The organism is Paraburkholderia aspalathi (assembly GCF_900116445.1).
Taxonomy (GTDB): Bacteria; Pseudomonadota; Gammaproteobacteria; order Burkholderiales; family Burkholderiaceae; genus Paraburkholderia; species Paraburkholderia aspalathi.
This window is the reverse complement of sequence record NZ_FPBH01000004.1, coordinates 424,917-443,810: the sequence shown is the minus strand read 5'-3', so window position 1 is coordinate 443,810 and position 18,894 is coordinate 424,917. Positions and strand designations below refer to the sequence as shown.

15 protein-coding genes and 2 pseudogenes are annotated in these 18,894 nt (G+C 57.4%); 11 read left to right on the top strand and 6 right to left on the bottom strand.

Going from position 1 to position 18,894, the window contains the following annotated elements:
* Positions 1-233 precede the first annotated feature (233 nt).
* The 7 genes from BM438_RS09480 (at position 234) to BM438_RS09450 (ending at position 8,161) form a co-directional block, all read left to right on the top strand.
* On the top strand, positions 234-1,490 hold the full coding sequence (locus BM438_RS09480; protein ID WP_093634083.1) for a sarcosine oxidase subunit beta family protein: 1,257 nt from the start codon (positions 234-236) through the stop codon (positions 1,488-1,490).
* Positions 1,491-1,498: 8 nt separating this feature from the next.
* The gene (locus BM438_RS09475; protein ID WP_093633990.1) at positions 1,499-1,819 is read left to right on the top strand and encodes a sarcosine oxidase subunit delta; all 321 of its coding nucleotides are present in this window, start codon (positions 1,499-1,501) and stop codon (positions 1,817-1,819) included.
* A complete protein-coding gene (locus BM438_RS09470) occupies positions 1,816-4,809 on the top strand; it encodes a sarcosine oxidase subunit alpha family protein (RefSeq protein WP_093633989.1) in 2,994 nt (997 codons plus the stop codon). The genes BM438_RS09475 and BM438_RS09470 overlap by 4 nt, the downstream gene beginning before the upstream one ends.
* The gene (locus BM438_RS09465; protein WP_143131681.1) at positions 4,802-5,422 is read left to right on the top strand and encodes a sarcosine oxidase subunit gamma family protein; all 621 of its coding nucleotides are present in this window, start codon (positions 4,802-4,804) and stop codon (positions 5,420-5,422) included. Before BM438_RS09470 ends, BM438_RS09465 begins: the two co-directional genes overlap by 8 nt.
* A 75-nt stretch (positions 5,423-5,497) precedes the next feature.
* Positions 5,498-6,346 (top strand): formyltetrahydrofolate deformylase, encoded by an 849-nt coding sequence (gene purU / locus BM438_RS09460; protein ID WP_093634082.1) that lies wholly within the window; start codon positions 5,498-5,500, stop codon positions 6,344-6,346.
* On the top strand, positions 6,321-7,208 hold the full coding sequence (locus BM438_RS09455) for a bifunctional 5,10-methylenetetrahydrofolate dehydrogenase/5,10-methenyltetrahydrofolate cyclohydrolase (RefSeq protein WP_093633987.1): 888 nt from the start codon (positions 6,321-6,323) through the stop codon (positions 7,206-7,208). The genes purU and BM438_RS09455 overlap by 26 nt, the downstream gene beginning before the upstream one ends.
* Before the next feature lie 170 nt (positions 7,209-7,378).
* Positions 7,379-8,161, top strand: a complete 783-nt coding sequence (locus BM438_RS09450; RefSeq protein WP_167378355.1) for a maleate cis-trans isomerase family protein — start codon at positions 7,379-7,381, stop codon at positions 8,159-8,161.
* A 131-nt stretch (positions 8,162-8,292) separates the two neighbouring features.
* On the opposite strand, the gene BM438_RS09445 is transcribed toward BM438_RS09450, so the two are convergent.
* Positions 8,293-8,964: a GntR family transcriptional regulator gene (locus BM438_RS09445; protein WP_093633986.1), complete on the bottom strand. Its 672-nt coding sequence runs from the start codon at positions 8,962-8,964 to the stop codon at positions 8,293-8,295.
* Between the two features lie 363 nt (positions 8,965-9,327).
* Between BM438_RS09445 and BM438_RS09440 the strand changes: the two genes are divergently transcribed.
* The gene (locus tag BM438_RS09440) at positions 9,328-10,014 is read left to right on the top strand and encodes a GntR family transcriptional regulator (RefSeq protein ID WP_208620639.1); all 687 of its coding nucleotides are present in this window, start codon (positions 9,328-9,330) and stop codon (positions 10,012-10,014) included.
* A 245-nt stretch (positions 10,015-10,259) separates the two neighbouring features.
* On the opposite strand, the gene doeB is transcribed toward BM438_RS09440, so the two are convergent.
* From doeB to BM438_RS09420, 4 genes and pseudogenes are all read right to left on the bottom strand, one after another.
* Complete coding sequence (doeB, locus tag BM438_RS09435) at positions 10,260-11,294, bottom strand: N(2)-acetyl-L-2,4-diaminobutanoate deacetylase DoeB (protein ID WP_093633985.1); 1,035 nt, start codon at positions 11,292-11,294, stop codon at positions 10,260-10,262.
* Between the two features lie 144 nt (positions 11,295-11,438).
* Complete coding sequence (gene doeA / locus BM438_RS09430; RefSeq protein WP_093633984.1) at positions 11,439-12,647, bottom strand: ectoine hydrolase DoeA; 1,209 nt, start codon at positions 12,645-12,647, stop codon at positions 11,439-11,441.
* 1,499 nt (positions 12,648-14,146) lie between these two features.
* Positions 14,147-14,446, bottom strand: coding sequence for a DUF2471 family protein (locus tag BM438_RS09425; protein WP_093633983.1), 300 nt, complete (start codon positions 14,444-14,446; stop codon positions 14,147-14,149).
* 20 nt (positions 14,447-14,466) lie between these two features.
* Positions 14,467-15,513: pseudogene (locus BM438_RS09420) on the bottom strand (helix-hairpin-helix domain-containing protein); the annotation flags it as partial.
* 78 nt (positions 15,514-15,591) lie between these two features.
* Here BM438_RS09420 and BM438_RS09415 point away from each other — a divergent pair.
* Positions 15,592-15,963 (top strand): DNA-binding protein, encoded by a 372-nt coding sequence (locus BM438_RS09415; protein ID WP_093633981.1) that lies wholly within the window; start codon positions 15,592-15,594, stop codon positions 15,961-15,963.
* Positions 15,964-15,967: 4 nt separating this feature from the next.
* Positions 15,968-16,495, top strand: coding sequence for an RES family NAD+ phosphorylase (locus tag BM438_RS09410; RefSeq protein WP_093633980.1), 528 nt, complete (start codon positions 15,968-15,970; stop codon positions 16,493-16,495).
* Between the two features lie 352 nt (positions 16,496-16,847).
* On the opposite strand, the pseudogene BM438_RS46175 reads toward BM438_RS09410, so the two are convergent.
* Positions 16,848-17,099: pseudogene (locus tag BM438_RS46175) on the bottom strand (FAD-dependent oxidoreductase); the annotation flags it as partial.
* A gap of 863 nt (positions 17,100-17,962) precedes the next feature.
* Between BM438_RS46175 and BM438_RS09400 the strand changes: the two are divergent.
* Positions 17,963-18,697 carry a GntR family transcriptional regulator gene (locus BM438_RS09400; protein ID WP_093633979.1) on the top strand — a complete coding sequence of 245 codons (735 nt, stop codon included), beginning with the start codon at positions 17,963-17,965 and terminating at the stop codon, positions 18,695-18,697.
* Positions 18,698-18,894: the final 197 nt, after the last annotated feature.

Below are 18,894 nucleotides of genomic sequence, written 5' to 3'. Positions count from 1 at the left end.
TATTTGTGTACAACAGCAAAAAAATTTTCATCAGGTGCTTGTCTCCGCTTATTGGTTGTCTGATACTTGTACACAACTGGGCGGTAAGCGAAGGCACACACGTAGCGCTTCTGATCGTGTCCAAAGGCAGAAACATACGAAGCGGATCCGCCCACTTCGCTACGCGAGAGCCGCGCGGAACGCGCGTACGTGATGCACCCGGTTGTTCAACAAGGATCTGAAAGATCGCGATGATGAAAGAATATTCTGGATTCCAAATTTTTGGGCACGCCCTGAGAGCGAACAAAGGATGGCATCGCGCGTGGCGCGATCCGGAACCGAAACCCGAGTATGACGTCGTCATCATCGGCGGAGGAGGTCATGGTCTCGCAACGGCCTATTACCTTGCGAAGATTCACGGGATCAGGCGCGTCGCTGTTCTCGAAAAAGGCTATCTCGGCGGAGGAAACGTCGGGCGCAATACAACGATCGTTCGCTCAAACTACATGATCGATGGCAACACACAGTTCTATGACTGGTCGATGCAGCTTTGGGAAGGGCTGAGCCAGGAGCTCAATTACAACGTGATGTTTTCGCAGCGCGGACAAATCACGCTTGCCAATTCTCCGGACCAGCTCGACAGTTTTGCCCGGCGGCTGAACGTTATGCGCCTTAACGGCATTGACTGTGAACTCTGGTCACGTGATCAGGTCCGCAAGGTCGTTCCATATCTGGACTATAGCGAAGGCGCGAGATTTCCCGTCCACGGTGCAATGTTCCAAGGCAAGGCGGGTACCGCGCGTCACGATGCAGTGGCGTGGGGCTACGCGAGAGCCGCAGATCGTCTTGGCGTTGATGTGATCCAGAACTGCGAAGTGCTGGGCTATCTGTACGAGGCGGGAAAGATTTCGGGCGTGACCACGTCGCGTGGCGAGATTCGCGCGAGTCGTGTGGGTCTATCCGTGGCGGGCAGTAGCGGCCTTCTCGCCGCAAAAGCCGGTCTCGCGCTTCCGATCGAAAGTCATGTCCTCCAGGCGTTCGTGACCGAGCCAGTGAAGCCGTTGGTAGATCAGGTAATAGCGTGCGCCTCACCCCACTTCTACATAAGCCAGTCCGACAAAGGTGGCCTTGTGATTGGCGGCGACCTTGATGGCTACAACTCGTACGCCCAGCGCGGCAATTTTCCTGTGGTGGCCGAGGTCGCACAGCTCGCATGCACACTGATGCCGTGCATTTCGCGTCTGAGGTTACTGCGTCATTGGGGCGGGGTGATGGACATGTCGATGGATGGGAGCCCAATCATCTCCACGACGCCTATTGACGGGCTTTATCTCAATGCCGGCTGGTGCTATGGCGGCTTCAAAGCAACGCCGGCTGCTGGTTGGACCTTCGCGCACATGATCGCGACAGGCCGAGCACATGAGTTGAACGAGAAGTTCTCCCTTGACCGTTTCCGTACTGGCGCGCTGCTCAACGAATCAGGCGCCGGCCCTAGCCCCAACGCTCACTAAGACGCATCATGTTAAGAATTCAATGCCCTCATTGTGGCGAGCGCGACCATACCGAATTTCAATACGGTGGGGACGCGACAGTGCAACGTCCCGCTTTCGATGATACGTCGTTCGATGCGTGGTACGCATACGTCTTCGAGCGCGGCAATCCTCGAGGCGTGCACCAAGAGTATTGGCAACATACTGCCGGTTGCAGAGAATGGCTCGTCGTGACACGCGACACGGCAACCCATCGGATTGACGCTGTGGTTACGTCGCGTGAACGTCCGGTAACTCAACCCGGGGCGGCGGGCTCCCCAAGGCGAGTCGACCGAGAGGTACAACGATGAGCGCTCAGAACTTCCGGCGTCCAGAAGGCGGCCGCATCGATCGCGACACTCCGCGTAATTTCACCTTCGACGGTCGTCGTTATACGGGATATGAAGGTGACACTCTTGCATCAGCGCTTCTAGCGAACGGCGTGCGGCTTGTCGGGCGCAGTTTCAAATATCACCGGCCCAGGGGCATATTTAGCGCAGGCGCCGAGGAACCGAATGCGTTGGTTGCGCTCGGCACGGGAAACCGCTCCGAGCCCAATACGCGGGCGACTACGGTCGAGCTTTTCGAAGGCCTCACGGCTCACAGCCAGAATGCATGGCCGTCCGTGCGGTTTGATTTGGGTGCTGTGAACGGCCTCCTCTCCCCATTGCTTTCGGCCGGCTTTTACTACAAGACGTTTATGTGGCCCGCAGGAGCATGGGAGTGGTACGAAAAATTCATCCGTCGCGCGGCTGGTATGGGACGTGCAACTCATCAAGCAGATCCTGACAACTACGAATCGGCGCACGACTTTTGCGACCTGCTTATCGTAGGAGCAGGCCCCGCCGGTCTCGCAGTCGCAAGTGTCGCGGCGCGCAGTGGGCTTCGAGTTACGGTCGTGGAGGAGCACTCTCAGCTTGGAGGGGGCCTGCGTTTTGAGCGAGAGCACATTGGTAGCGACAGTGCTGAGACATGGCTTGATCGGATAACGGCAGAGCTGGCGAAGCGTCCGAACGTGACGCTACTCAATCGTACTACGGCCTTCGGGTACTACGACGGCAACACCGTCGGGGTGGTCGAGCGTGTGTCCGACCATCGCGCGGAGTCGCTGCCGGGCGAGCCACGTCAACGCGTCCGGTTGATACGCGCAAAGAAGGTTGTGCTCGCCACCGGAGCAATCGAACGGCCGTTGGTCTTCGTCAACAACGATTTGCCGGGCATCATGCTGGCAAGCGGGGTGCGCGAGTACTGCAACGCGTATGCGGCGATCCCGGGCCGACGCGTTGTGATCGCGACGAACAACGACAGTGCCTACCAGTGCGCGCGGGACCTTGCGGAATCCGGCGTCACTGTGCTCGCCATTGTAGATGCGCGACCGCATGTCCATGGCTCGTTAATTGAGGCCATCGAGCGGCGCGGCATCGAGATTATTCGTGGCCACGTCGTAACTCGTGCTGTGGGTTCCCGCCAGTTGCGGTCCGTATGTCTGGCACCTACCGGTGTTTCGCACGGCAACGCTACCCGACGCATCGACTGCGATTTGTTAGCGGTCTCTGGCGGCTGGTCGCCAGTCATTCACCTACAGAGTCAGCGCAGCGTTAAGCCCGTGTTTGATGCCGCCCTCGACGCATTTGTTGCGGCACAAGACACGTCCGAGTGTGTATGCGTTGGGGCGATACGTGGCTTGACGTCGACTGTAGATTCAATTGTGGCCGGTCTACGTACAGGTGAGGACATCACGACCCAGTTCGGACACAGCGCATCCGACATCTCTGGGCTGATTGGCCTGCTGCCGAAAACGGACGTAGCGAATCCGTTGCTGCCTTTGGCGGACGATCGTAGTCTTAGGGCCGGCAGCGGCAAAGCATTTATCGACTTGCAAACGGATGTCACCGAGTCGGACGTTGCTCTTGCGCACCGTGAAGGATATGTGTCTGTGGAGCATCTAAAGCGCTATACGACGCTCGGCATGGGCACTGATCAGGGTAAAACGAGCAACCTGAACGGTATGGCAGCGATGGCGAACCAGCGAGGTACCTCGGTACCAGCTGTGGGTACCACGACTTTCCGCCCGCCATATACACCGGTCGCAATGGGAGCGCTGGCCGGCGGGGCGACCGGAGCACACTTTCGCCCTGCGCGCCGAACGCCGATCCACGCCTGGCATGTCGCGCATGGCGCTCACATGTCGGAAATGAGCAGTTGGATGCGGCCGTGGTACTACCGCTCGAGCGGAGCCGATGTTAACGCCGCGTACGTGCATGAGATGAAGGTCGTCCGCAACGGCGTGGGCATGGTGGACGTGTCGACTCTTGGAAAAATTGACGTTCAGGGCCCGGACGCTGCCGAGTTCCTCAACCGTGTCTACGTGAACAATTGGCATAGCCTCGCTGTTGGTAAGGCGCGGTATGGCGTGATGTTGCGCGACGACGGTTTCGTTTTCGATGATGGTACGACCTCACGTCTTGCTGACCATCATTTCTTCATGACAACAACGACGGCGAACGCAGCTCCTGTATTGAGTCGCCTTGAATTTCTGCTCGATACTTCGTGGCCCGACCTCCAGGTGCACGTCACATCGGTGACCGACCAATGGGGCGCGATTGCCGTGGCAGGTCCGCTGAGTCGGACCTTGCTCGCGTCAGCTCTTCAGGGCGACTTTTCAAAGGAAACGCTTCCCTTCATGGGCTGCACCGCCGCACTGTTTGACGATGTAACGGTGCGCGTCCATCGAATCAGCTTTTCTGGCGAACTCGCCTACGAAATCTATTGCCCAGCGAACGATGCGGCCCGGCTTTGGGATCGTCTATACAAGAGCGGCAAGGCGCTCGGTGTCATCGCCTACGGTCTGGAGGCGATGGGTGCATTGCGAACCGAAAAAGGCCATGCGGCCGGTCCCGAGTTAGACGGGCGCACGACGCTCGACGACCTTGGTCTTGGCCGTATGGCGAAAACGAAACCATTTGCAGGCAGCGTGCTGCGCAAGCGCGAAGCGCTGTGTAGCACGGATCGCGCAGTGCTTGTCGGACTAAAACCCGAAGATCCTTCGGAGCGTCTACGCCCCGGATGCATCGTTTTCCCCGAAGACGGTCCGATCAGCGGTCACGGAATCGGCCACGTCACATCAACAACGTGGAGCCCGACGCTAGCCGGTCATATTGGGCTTGGTTTAGTGAAGCGAGGACAGCAGTATGCTGGCCGTAAACTGCGAGCAGTTTATCCATTGCTAGGCGAGACGGTATCAGTAGTCGTTGTAGACCCAGTGTTTCTCGATCCAGAAGGAGAGCGTGTCCGTGCATAGTCAACAATTTGATAAACGGAACGGACCCGTCCTGATGGCGGCGGGAAGCAGAAGCATTGCCCACGTGTCGAGCACGCCCAGGCGGGATGTGACGATGCGCAAGCTTCTTGGTCGCGATCTCGTGCAGTTCGGAGGATGGGAGGCCAACTGGACCGAAGGTGCGCGTGCCGTGTCGGCGTCGCTTGGTTGCAATCTGCCAATGCGCGTCAACGGAGTTGCGAACGGCGAAGGTTTGCTCGTCCTGCATACCGCACATCGCCGTTTCCGTATATGCGCGCCGATTGGTGATCAACGACTTGCTAAATTGCGTGCAGCGATTGACTCCTCTCTTGGGGTGATCACCGAGCTCGGCCACAGCCGCATCTTCCTGCGATTGAAAGGCTCCGGCGTACGCCGCTTGATGTCGATGCTCATGCCTATTGACTTTGGGGAGCAAGCCTTTCCAATCCACACAATGGCCCAGAGTCATATACATCACGCGCCCGTGCTCGTGGTAACGGTGCTGGACGAGGATGGCGCTCTTGCGTTCGACCTTCACGTTCCCCGCACATTCGCGGAAAGCATCGGCGAATGGATTGTCCATTGCGGAGCGACCCAAACGGATGCCGCGTGACTATCGGAAACCACTCGAAAATTTGAATGGTGCACCTGACAATCGGAGCGCCGAATGCTATCAGCAAAGACAATCATGAAAAAGATCGTTTTGAAAGTTTCAAGTACCGATCAATTGGGAATCGTCAGCGCCGTCAGTCAGTGCATTTCGAACATTGGCGGGAATATTGTGGAGAGCGGTCAGTTTGTCGACCCTGACACTGACCAGCTGTTCATGAGGGTGTGTTTCAGCATAACGTCGGACCAACAGTATGCCGACTTTAGGAATAGCTTCGCCGCAGTATCGGCACGCTACGGCATGGAATGGAATTCGTTCGACATGTCGGTGAAGCCACGCGTGCTCGTGATGGTTTCCCAGCTCGGGCACTGTCTAAACGATCTCCTTTACCGGAACAGCATCAACCAGCTGCCCATGGAGCTCGTCGGGATCGTGTCAAATCACGACGCATTTCGACGTCGAGCCGAACACGAGGGCATTCCATACTTCTTCATGCCTGTGACACCTGAAAATAAACTGGACCAGGAAGCAGCGCTCCTCGATCTGATTGACAAGCAAAGGGTCGATTTGGTGATTCTCGCGCGCTACATGCAAATTTTGAGCGATGAGCTTTCCAGGCGTCTGTCCGGGCGTGTCATCAACATCCATCACTCGTTCCTTCCGAGTTTCAAAGGCGCGAAGCCCTATCACCAAGCCCATAAACGCGGCGTAAAACTGATAGGCGCAACTGCCCACTATGTGACCGCAGATCTGGACGAAGGTCCGATTATCGAACAGGACGTCCGGCGTGTGGACCATACTGCGGATGCCAATGCAATGGTCGCCCTTGGCCGAGACACGGAATCGCAAGTGTTGGCAAAGGCAGTAAAGCTCCATCTCGAACAACGGATCCTTCTGAACAATGACCGCACAATCATCTTTGCATAATGGCCGAATCATCGACGGGAAGGCACTCGCTGCGACCATCATCGCAGACATCAAACAAGCTGTCGCTGCTCTCGGAATGAAGCCGGGGCTTGCAGTTGTTTTGGTCGGAAACGATCCGGCAAGCAGTGTCTATGTTCGAAACAAGAGCGCGCGCGCGGAGGAGTGTGGCTTCGAGTCTGTCACAATCTCGATGTCATCGGATGTGAGTGAGGCCGAGCTTCTTGGCGCAATCGATCGCTTAAATCGCGACGATCGAATTCACGGAATCTTGGTACAACTGCCGCTTCCATCCCGGATCAATGCGAACCGAATCGTCGAAGCAATTGACCCGGACAAGGATGTTGACGGATTCCACGTGGTCAACGCCGGTCGGCTCGCGGTCGGCGATATGAGCGCCGCGTTCATCCCTTGCACGCCTCTTGGGATTATTGCATTGCTCAAAGAGGCACTAGGAGCGAACCTCAGCGGCAAGCACGCCGTCGTCGTGGGCCGCTCCAACATCGTAGGGAAGCCTGTTGCTGCGCTTCTCCTCGCAGAAAATTGCTCCGTTTCGATCGTTCACAGCAAGACTGAACAACCGCAGCTTATATGTCAACAAGCTGACATCGTGGTTGCTGCAGTCGGCGTTGCGCGATTGCTGGACCGTGCGTGGATCAAACCGGGCGCGGTTGTGATTGACGTCGGAATCAATCGGGTTTGCAATGAGGCCGGTGAAACGCAACTTGTCGGTGATGTCGACTTTGATGCTGTCAAAGACATCGCATCGTCAATCACGCCAGTACCCGGCGGAGTGGGTCCCATGACCATCGCAATGCTGCTACGCAACACGCTTGAGAGTGCGCGCAAGTCGCACCCGCAGTGAGCGGCAATGTTCGCCACCAATCTGGACTTCGAGTACCGCTCTGATAGCAAAAATCGCGTTGCGCTCTGAGCTATATACAGCTTGTGTTTTGGTATTGTCGAGCTTATAGTCAATCAACTAGGTTTGTCGTTGCCTGATCGGCAGCGTTCAGAAAACGAGAGGAAATTGAAATGACGGAAGCAACACTTTCTGCGGGTCAACCGGTTGTCTCTGAGAAATGGGTGCCCGAATTCGATAATGGTCGTGCGTGGCGCGCCAGGCTGGGTTTCGTGCTCATCTCGGACGATCATCTGATTGAAGAGGACGTTATCCGCATGGCGCCGGAAGGCGTGAACGCGCACTTCACCCGCGCGCCGATGCCGGTAGGCTGCACCGTCGAAAATCTGGCTGCGATGGAAGGCGGACTGGCGGCCTCTGCAGCCGAACTGCTGCCCGGTTTCGACGTTTCTGTTGTTTGCTACGGCTGTACGTCTGGCACGGCGACAATGGGCGAGGAAACCGTCATTCGGGAACTGAAGCGGGCTCGCCCCGATCGCCAGGCGACGACGCTTCTAACCGGCGTAATTCAGGGGCTGCGCGCTTTATCGGCCAAGAAAATTGTGATGGGTACGCCCTACACCGACGAAGTGACCTCCGTCGTGTCGCGATACATGCAAAAAAGTGGTTTCGAACTGCTCAACGTTCAGGGCCTTAACCTCGTTTTCGATAGAGACATCACGCGGGTCACGCCGGGATACATTCGCAAGTTTGCCAAGGAGATCGATCGCCCCGACGCGGACGCCATCTTCTTGAGCTGCGGCGGCTTCCGTGCGATCGATGTCATTGACCAAATCGAACAAGATACGGGCAAACCGGTCGTGACCAGCAATCAGGCCATGATGTGGAACTGCCTGCGGCTTGCCGGTATTAACGATCAATTCGATGGGTACGGGCGCCTGCTTCGCGAGCGCTGAACGCGGAGATACGGCCGCCCGTGACGCGCATGCGCTAGGAGGTTGAAGCGCGAAGCGAGCGAAGGCGGGCTGCGCTAAGGCTCAGCCCGTGGACTGACCTCTTCGGAGAATGCGTCAAGTAGTGAGGCAACTTAGCCACTCGAAATATAGCGGCTAACCTTCTTCAACATCCAGCGCAGGTACTTCGCTCTCACTTCGCCGAACGCGGTAACGTCACTATCAGTCAGGGCGTCAGTCATGCCGCGCAGTTCGCCTAGCAATTCCTCTACAACGTCGCTCCATTCGAGGTTTGGCAAGAAAATGTACCAGATACGGGCGACGCGGTAATAAAGCAGGCCGCTGATTTCGCGCATTGGTTTGCTCCCGATAAGGTCACTAACCAGTGCCTCAAGAGCGTCAGACAGCCTTGCGTATTTCTCGATATCTCGTGGACCACGAAGCTGCTCAGCCCGTTGGATTAGCTTCGTCATGGTCTCTCGGTGCTGCTCCGAGGGCACGTTTGGAGACATCGATCCCATTCTTTCGGCGAGAAGGATTCGCAGATCGTATGTATCCTTGAAGGTCTTCATGTCAATGTCGGTTACACGTGTTCCTACGCCATTTCGAATCTCAAGTAATCCTTCATAACTGAGTTGCTGGAGAACTCGCCGCAGGGGCGTACGACTTACGCCGAACTCCCTTGCAAGCTCCGTCTCATTGATCATCATCCCAGGCGGATAAACTAAAGTGCTAATCCGCTGACGTACATTTTCGTACATACGCCTATGCCGCTGTTCCGCGTTTTCTTCGATCTTTTTTTTCATATTTCAAGTCTGATAACTTTGTTTGCCAACCGCGTTGCTTTACATGTCGAGAAGCATCGGAAAAAACCTCATGCTGGTGGGGCGTGAAGGACATAAATTTTCCTTGACACGTTGGCCCAAAGCAGCATCATTGCTGTATAAAGCTTGTATTCCAAAGCATAAGTCATAGGCAGTTAGCCCGCTAGTGCGCACGTTCGCCGGGAGGTCAGGCTGCACAAATTGTCAGGATCGAAGCTGCCTTTGGATCGCCGGCTCGTATCATGCAGACTGGCGAGCCACTTGCAGAGGACGAAACCCGTCGGCCCGGTCATGTTCCTAACAGCGCACGGCCGCATAAGCACCCCTACCGTCAAGAGAACAAAGTTGGCAAAGAGCAGCAACATCAAGGGAAGTACCTCCCGCGAGCGGTTCGACCGAATCTACGGTGCAATACGAGAGAAGATTTGCCTTCTTGAATACGAGCCAGGAGCGTTGCTATCCGAAGATGACCTAGCGCAGCAGTTCGGCGTCAGCCGCACGCCGCTACGAAGGGTTTTAAGCCGCCTTGAGGCAGAAGGCCTCGTTGAAAGCCAGCATGGTGTCGGTACGTTCGTCACTGACCTCGGCGACGACAAGCTAAAGGAGGTCTACCAATTTCGCCTTGAACTGGCGTCGCTGATTGGCCGGCTCTCTCCGATACCTCGCGAAGACTCCGACCTCGAACGAATGCGGGCGCTTTCGGTCCGTTGCAACGCTTTTGCCGCAAGTCCGACTGTGAGCGAGTTCGCGCGGGTGAACCTCGACTTCGCACTCGAGCTAGCTTCAATGATTGGCAACCGTCCGCTCCGAGAGACGGTTCAACGGCTTTTCTTTGTTGCGATCCGCATCTGGATGAAAACGCTAGCTGACGAGCGAGTCGCGATCGAAGCGCGCATCTTCGCCGAAGAGGTCAAGGATGTGCTGAACGCGCTTGAGATCGGCGATCTCGAATCGGTGGGCTACCTGCACCGAACCCATCTCTCAATGAGCTTCTTGCGGCTGCAACAATACATGTCTTCGCGGCTCGAATAGCAAACGCAGTCAAGTTTCCCAGCGGCCGTGCATTCGGAAGTTGTGTCGACTGCCGGCGCAGAGTCTTTCCGATGATCAGGCGTTTGCGGGGCGCCGGCCGCGTCGAGAAGTGGGCGGCGATCCGCATGCAAAAAATCCTGTCAATTTTCGACTAGGAAGCGCATGCACACGAAAACCGCACGGGTCAATGGGACGTCGGCGTTATCGCAGTCGCCCCAGCCGCAGTCCATCGAGATCGTCGCAGATTAGGACACCTGGATGTTCTCTTCCACAACGTCCGCGACGACAGCGATCGTATCGCCAGATTGCACTAGTCCCGGGAAATGCCTGCCGGCGAGTAGACCGGCTCGCTGTGTGAAATATTCAACAGCCTTTTCGCCGGTCCGATCGATGTTATGCACCCGCGCTAAGAGTTCGCCAGCCTTGACTGTGTCTCCCAAGTCATGACACATTTCAAGAAGGCCATGATGCTCACTGGTCGTGTAACAGTTGCCCTCGGGCATGTCGAGCAACGTGGTCGTAGCGGAGGCCGCAGGCTGCTCGCGTTCGCTCAGCTTGCACTCGAGAACTCCCGCGTTCGTGAGGAAGCCTCGTACACCGCGATCCGCAATGGCAATACTTCTCGCAGACGAACTCCCGCCCCCTCCCAATTCCGTGGAGACAAAAACTTTACCGGCCGCCTCGACCGCACTGTCGAACATGCCGACATTGTCGAGCTCAAGCAGTCGCATTGAATACGGTGCGCGGAACGCGCGCATTGCCTGTTCGCACCGTGCTTGCTGACCGGTATCTTCAAGGACGTGAATTGCCGCAAACGGCAAGAAGTCAAGGGTCCGCCCGCCCGAATGCATATCGAGGACGTAGTCTGCTCGGGGAATAAGGTGGCGTTGGAAATAATCCGCGACCTTTTCGGTCACGCTTCCGTCGGGCCGCCCAGGAAAGCTGCGATTCAGATTGCCCGCGTCTATCGGCGATGTCCGACGGCCCGCGCGAAACGCCGGGTAGTTCATAAACGGCACGATGATCACAGTGCCGTGCACGACTGAAGATTTCAGCCAACAGGCCAGCTTGGATAAGGCCGTCGCCCCTTCGTACTCGTCTCCGTGGTTGCCACCGGTTAACAGAACGGTGGGTCCATCCCTTTTTCCTTTGATCACAGAAATTGGAGTCATAATGGCGCCCCACGCTGAATCGTCTCGCGAGTAGGGTAACTTGAGAAAGCCATGTTGCTCGCCGACCGCTTCAAAATCGACAGTTGGCGTGACCGGTGACGCACGCATTTCCAGTCCTTCAAAAAGATCGAGCTGCGAACAAATAACCTCGTTTCGCGCGGTGCACTCTAGCCTTCCCGTTAACGGCCGGCACCTGCGCTTTCCGATGGCTAAGGCACGACCGTGAATAACGGCGGCAAGAACCACCTCTAGTCATTTGCGGACGAATAGTTTCCGCGGAACATCGCTTAAACAGTCAACGCCGGTCTGAGTGATCGCGATACTTTCCGTGATCTCCAGTCCCCAATCGTCGAACCATAAGCCGGGCATGAAGTGGAGCGTCATCCCGGGCTCTAGCACGGTACGATCGCCATCTCGGAGACTCATCGTTCGCTCGCCCCAATCCGGGGGATAGCTCATCCCAATCGGATACCCAACTCGGCCGCCCTTTTTGATCCCGTGTTTGCGAGCGACGGCGAAGAACGCGTTGGCGATGTCCTCGCAGGTATTTCCTGGTTTGGCCTTTGCAAGTCCTGCTTCGATGCCTTCTACGACGGCGGCTTCGGCATCCAGGAACTTCTGAGGCGGTTGACCAAGAAAGACCGTCCGAGACAAAGGACAATGGTAACGACGATACACACCGGCAATTTCGAAGAAAGTGCCGAAACCTGTCTTTAACTCCGAATCGTCCCAAGTGAGGTGCGGTGTCGCGGCTTCAACTCCGGTTGGCACTATAGGGACGATGGATGGATAGTCGCCCCCGTATCCGTCTAGGCCCCTGATAGCGGTTGCGTAAATCTCGGCCACGAGATCATTCTTTTTCATGCCCGGCTCTATGACATCTAGCAGTCTGTCGTACATCTTCTCGAGAATACGACCGGCGACGCGCATGTATCCGAGCTCGGCCTCAGACTTGACTGCTCTTTGCCAATTGACCAGGCCTGTGGCGTCTCGCCAGCTGTTAGTTGGTAACTCCCGTTGCAACGTGGTATAGGTCGCAGCAGAAAAGTAGAAGCTGTCTAACTCTAGTCCGACGACGAGGTTTTCCCAGCCCCGACCCTTGATCACCTCGTTCGAGAAGTAGACCATGGGATGGAGATCGCGCTGGACGTATTCTTCAGGGTACCCCACAAGCGCAGAGTGGGACATATAGACGGTCGCCTTGGCGCCGTTCAGGTCTATGCCGCGGCCGAACCAAACGGGCTCCCCTTCAAGGGGAACTACGACGCATTGATGGTTGTAAAAGGAGTATCCGTCGTACCCGGATATCCACGCCATGTTCGACGGATCCGAAACGATCAATAGACCAAGGTTGCGCTTGATCATTTCGGACCGAAGTTTTTCGAGACGCGCTAGATACTCTGCATCATCAAAGAACTTTCGTAACCGGGGAAACTCAGTTTGGGATATCTTTCCACTCATTGCTGGTCCGGTATAGGGTTACGTAATGCGTTTTGAAGATTTTGGAACGCCAAGTGTCAGTGACTATTGACGTCCTGATCGCCGAAGGAATACGTGTGGCGCCCACGTGGGGCGGTCGAGGCAGCGTTCGCTTGCGTCGATCGTACTCATGGCGCCCCGATCGGAGTAGGTCGCGTCGAACAGGTGACTCGATATGCAAATGTACCGGGTCCAAAATGTCGATGCCCGCGTTATAGCGCGCCCGACGTACGAAATTTGGCAAACGACGGTCACTAAACGCGGAAATCTTGCGTGCAGCCTTCCAGAGGACGAAGACGGAAAAGCAATCCGTACGGTTCGCTGAACTCCGAGGTTGCTCGGCAACTTGCAGCGCACCAGTCCCCGCCGTGATGTTAACGGCGACAACGCGGAGTAGGTGGGCAAGCTGAGACTTCTAGATGAACATCGATGACATGAAGAGGTGGCTCAGGCGACGATGCATGAGCGACAGGCAGGCCGATAGTCGGCTTCCATCCAGTCCTTGCGAATGGATTATCGCGATCGTCGTGCCGGTAGCAATGGGCTATTTGCTTGTACTCGCGAAAATGATAATGAACCACTGATGCCGAGGCATGGTGATGCTGACTTGTTCTCAGCGCCGTTCCACTTAAGTCATTGGGCAGTTGGACTCACCACTCACCGTCCTGTCCATTGATCGATCAAGCGATGGTCCATGCCTGACTCGCACTCTTGAGCAACCTCCGGAACTTTCGTGAACGGTTCGGTGACGCGGGGCAAAGGGAGGGGCCCCGCGGACCGTCCGCTACCCGTTTTTTATAAATACAGCTTCACTGCCGCACGCCAATGTCCGTAGCGCAGTAAGTCTCGGGTGAACGTCAATGGTTGCTTATTCCTGGTGGCGCAGAAATGCTCAAAGTCCTCTAACTGCGTGTGACCCAGGTCATTTTTCGGAAGGGCACGTTTGCCGCTGACAAGCTCCAGTACTGTCGGGTTCTCCGTAGCACATGACTTTCTCCCGTTAACCACAAGAACTGTCCAGCAAAACGGGTTCCAGCCCGCGTCGACGCCGGCGCTGTCGTGCATGCTGCACAGTGCAGCCGCGACTCGCCGGTTCGCGGAAAAGCGGAGCCTGCCAAGACCCGCATACCGCCGGGTGGGAGCAGTGAATCAGCGTGGGCGCCAGACCCGCGGCGAGACGAGCGGCGTCAGCCGCCAGAACTCGCCGTCCGGGCTTACCGTGGCGTACGGGGTCCGCATTGCTCCGAGCTTGACCAGCGTCGAGCCACTGGTGCTCGTGTGCTGGAACCCCATGCGTTTTAGCGCGTCCTTGCAAAAGCGACGGCGAAGGGTCGCGTAAATCTTAGGTTGTCTGCTGCATCACTGCCGTCCTCGTTCCGGTGCGGATTGGTTAGATGCTTTTTACGGCAGACCGACCTGATGTCAAGGAAGGGCCCTCCGCACGTCCGGAACGTTCAACCCGCCAGGTTGGTGGCTCTCTGTCAGTGAACCTGTCGCCACGCGCGGTCAATGGCGGCGAAGACGATCGGCAGGAAGTCATGGCCCTCGAACGACACAGGTCGGTCGTCGTTGGGGTAGGACAGCACGGCGGGCGCGCAGATCATCTGCAGCAGCCGGTCGCTGAATTGTCCGCTGGACGAGACTTCAGCCAACACTTCTTCCTCCATCTGATGAAGCAGCTTCCAGGTCAGCACGCCCTTCGAGCGGTGCCGCGCAATCACGCGTGGAACGACTTCCTCAGCGGCGGCCTGCGCATCAAACAGGACGTTGTAGTTCGCCATCGACATCTCTCCTATTGAATTCAGTGAAAGTTCCGGCTTGCCGTCGGCAGTTCGCCCAGCAGATGCGACACGTCGACGAGCCGCTGGGCGACCAGATGCCTGACTTCGCCCTCGCATTGCCACACGCCATAGACAGCCAGAAGCGATGAGCCCAACGCCTCGCGCCGCTGCCGCTCGAGCACGGACTCCCACACGATCACGTTGACCGACCCGGTCTCGTCTTCCAGCGTCATGAACATCACGCCGTTGGCCGTGCCGGGGCGCTGCCGCACCGTTACGATTCCGCAGCCACGCGCGAGCTGCCCATTGCGATAGCGCATCAGCGCCTCGGCTGGCGTCAGGCGCATGGCAAGCAGCTTTTCGCGAAGCAACGCGAGCGGGTGCCGGCCGAGCGTGAGGCCGGTCGAGCGGTAGTCCGCGATCAGGTCCTGACCTTCCGTCGGGGCGGCAAGCGCTGGCGCTTCTTCCTCGCGCGACGTCGCCCGCAACAGGTCCTTGTCCGGTACCGCGGCGACCGCTGCCCATAGCGCCTGCCGCCGGTCGCCGGCGAGAGCCTTCAGGGCATTGGCGGCAGCCAGGACCTGAAGGTCGTGGCGATCCAGTTGCGCGCGGTTCGCGAGATCGGCGACATCCCGGAACGGCCTGACCGCGCGAGCCGCTTCGATGCGCCGGGCGGTTTCCTCGCGCATGCCGCGCGCCAAAGACATGCCAAGACGGACGGGTGCCGTGCTGCCATCGCCCTCCATCGTTGAGTCCCAGCCGCTGATTGTCACATCGAGAGGCAGCACGCCCACGCCATGACGTTTTGCGTCCTGCACAAGCTGCGAGGGCGAATAAAAGCCCATCGGCTGGCTGTTGAGCATCGCGCAGAGGAACGCGGCAGGTTCGTGGCGTTTAAGCCAGCAGCTTGCGTAGACGAGCAGCGCGAAGCTCGCCGCATGGCTTTCAGGAAATCCATTTAAGCCCCGCCTCCAGAGGGTTTGCGTCGCCGATCTGGCCGGCCGGCCATACGGTCTCGACATCGAAAAACCGGCTAGTCCGAACCTACTAACGCCGCCGTTCCATGCCATTGCACTGTGGAGCGTTGAGCTATGCGCCCACTGTGCGTATAATGTGCCTGTCCAGTTCGCTATTTGGAGCGACCCATGAGCGCCATTGCCTTTGCCGACGTCCTCGAGTCCGCCCGGGAAGCGGGAACGTCCCGTCTATCCGCCGCCAACCTCGCCAACGTCTTGGGTTTGCAACAGCAAGACTTGGCAACCTTGGCGGGTGTTCATCGCAACACGCTGCGCACCCATCCTGAGTCGCCGAAACTCCAGTCGACCTTGCGCGACCTCGTGCGCGTGCTGTCGGCGGCTGCGGCGGTACAGCCGGACTTCGAGCGAGCGCTGTTTCTGGTCAAGAACCAGCCGATCCCCACATTTCGCCATAAGACTATCCTGCAACTGCTCCAGGACGGGCGGACTGAGGATGCGATTGGCTATCTGGAGTCGATCAGCGCGGGATTTGTTGGATGATCGGATGATCCTGACGCACTTGCCGGCGGGCACCGTGCTTTACCGCGCACATACACCTCGCTGGGCCAGCCGGCCGGCCAGTGGAGCAGGCGCCGCAGCCAAAGGCGGCCGCTTCAACCGGGAAGGTGTCGAGGCACTGTATTTGTCGCTGGAACAACTCACGGCGCTGCGCGAGTACCAGCAGACCTCGCCCTTCCTGCCGCCCTGCACGGTCTGCTCCTACACCGTCGCGCTGCGTGATCTGGTCGACCTGCGGCAACTCCACCGCGGTCCTCTTTGGGACGAACTTTGGCACGACTGGCGCGAGGATTGGCGGCACCTGAAATTCGAACTGCACATCGAGCCCCCAACCTGGGTTCTCAGCGACATGGTTCGGGAGCAGGGCTTTACCGGCATTGTGTTTCCCAGCCAGACCGACGAGCGCGGTACAAACGTCGTGGTGTTTACTGACCGCCTCAGAGATGGCAATTCGATCGAGGTCAACGACCCGGATGGCCGACTTCCGCGGGACCAGGCAAGTTGGCCGCGTTGAAGACCCCTCTCTGAGACTTACGCTGTTGCTGTCTAGATTTGCTGCTAGCCAGTGCTCATAGTGGCGCTACGGCTAGCGGCAACTCTGAACCCCTACGTCAATCGAATCACGCGGTTCTGCTCCTGCCACCGCAGGCGTCTGTCCACTTCCGGATCGGGTGCCGCTTCGACGATCCTGTCCAGCGCGTTTGCGAGTTCTGCCGAGCGGCCGGATGCTCCCGGGCCGGATAAGAGCCAAAAAATGCAATCCGGTTTCCGGACTCGCACTGGTAGCCCCCGACTCGTCGAGCAGCCGCCCGCCATCAATCGGCGTCAAAAAATGAAGCAATACTCAGAACGCCTTGTCGAACGCCCATGTAGTTGGACCGCACAATCGTTGTATTACGCCCGACGTTCCCCTCCAAGGTAGCCCTTTTCGAGAACCGCAACACGTTTGATCCCGTGCACCTTCGCAAGGTAGAAGCGGTAGCGAGGCCATGCCCACGCCCCCCTACGACGATCACGTCATATTCAGGTCTCGGATTTAAATCGCGCCACGGTCTACGCCAACCACGATTCGCGGGGAGCGCATACCTAAAGATTTGCAGTCCGGCATATTCGTTCATCATCTCATCACCAGCTTCGGTTCTTTGGCAGGGAAGGCAATTTGCGACGCAACAGCCGAAGCGAACCGCTACCTGACCAACTTGATCGTTACGCGCAACCTCGAGGTGCCAAACATCTAGAGAACGCTAGCTCGTCGCGCCGAGAATACGCTCCGACCTCCTGTAGGTTGTGTACAAGTATCCCCCAGCATTTTTGCGGCGGCAAGTACCGACCAAAAAAAAGCGTTTGCTGTACACATGTAACTAAACGGGCGCGGTCGGATCGCGCGTACCCGGCCGTCTGGACGCTAACGAGACGTCAGGAAGTGCGCCGACCCCTCCTAGGTGTATACATCTATCAGTCGTCCCTTGTAGACGGAAGACCAGTTGTACACAATGTCGTTGTTGACGGAATTTTGAAACGGCATACTCAACTCGACGATCAGAGCTGACTGCGGCTGGCGCAACTGCGGTGTTCTGCGACGGTGCGACAAGCGCGGCGGCTTACGTGTGGGCCGCTGGAGCGTTTCTCATCACCGTAGTCGCGGCGACAAAAGTCACAGAAAAGTGGGAATTACATGCGGTCCGAAGCAAGACATCTAAGAACGAATGTCTCGCGTCGAACCAGTCTGTAGGGAGCTGCATCACGAGACGCCTGCGACGGACGATGTGCGGGTGCGTTGATTCGAAGATGGAGAAGTTACGGAAGGTCGTGGGACCAATGGCTAACAGACCAATTGAACGCCTCATTGCCGTTGTATTGCTGGGCGACCCGTATCGCGACGCGCGGAACCGGGCATCTAAGCGAAACAGATGGAGCGGGATCTTTGTAAGCGCAAACTCGGGTCGGGCCTCCCAAGACCTCCGGGGGGCTTGGTTAGATCATGCAGCCCTCCAGGCGCCGAGGCACTCCTATCGACAGAGAAGTCACATTGACAAAAAATAGTGACCTAAAGGTAAGCAACTCCCGTGAGCGTTTCGATCGGATATACGGTGCGATCCGCGAAAAGATATGTTTGCTCGAGTATGAGCCTGGGGCCTCTTTGTCCGAAGACGAATTGGCGCAGCAGTTCGGAGTAAGTCGCACACCGCTACGGAGAGTTTTGAGCAGGCTTGAGGCCGAAGGTCTTGTCGAGAGTCAACATGGAGTTGGAACGTTCGTAACAGACCTAGATGACCAAACACTCAAAGAGGTCTATCAATTCCGGCTCGAACTCGCGTCGCTAATCGGCCGGCTCGGTCCTCTGGGGCGAAGTGAGGAAGATCTTGAGCGGATGCGGGCTGTGTTTATGCGTTGCCAGCGTTTTGCTGAGGCGCCGACGATGCCTGAATTCGCAAGGGTGAACTCGGACTTCGCGCAAGAGCTGGCATCCATGATAGGAAATCGACCCTTGAGGGAGACGGTTCAGCGCCTGTTCTATGTAGCGATCCGAGTATGGATAAAGACACTGCCTGCGGAACGGTTGGCGATCGAGGCGGCGATCTTTCGTGACGAGGTTGAGGACGTGCTGCAGGCGCTCGAACTTGCTGATTTCGAGGCGGTTGGCTATCTGCATCGAACTCATCTTTCGATGAGCTTTGCCCGGCTTAGACAATACCTGGAGCTTGGTAACGATTAGGAAGAGCCATGCCGGTTTGGCGTCAGATCGCACGCTGTCTCGACGGGCGCGACAACGTTTGGTTCCACGACCCCCCGGTTGCCTACTACCGGCACCAAGGGACAAAGCCGACTTAAGCGGTGGTAGGGATAAGACGGAGTCTGGGACCGAATTGCGCGTCCGAAGACGGGCGAATTTTGATTCTTCGCATAACGAAA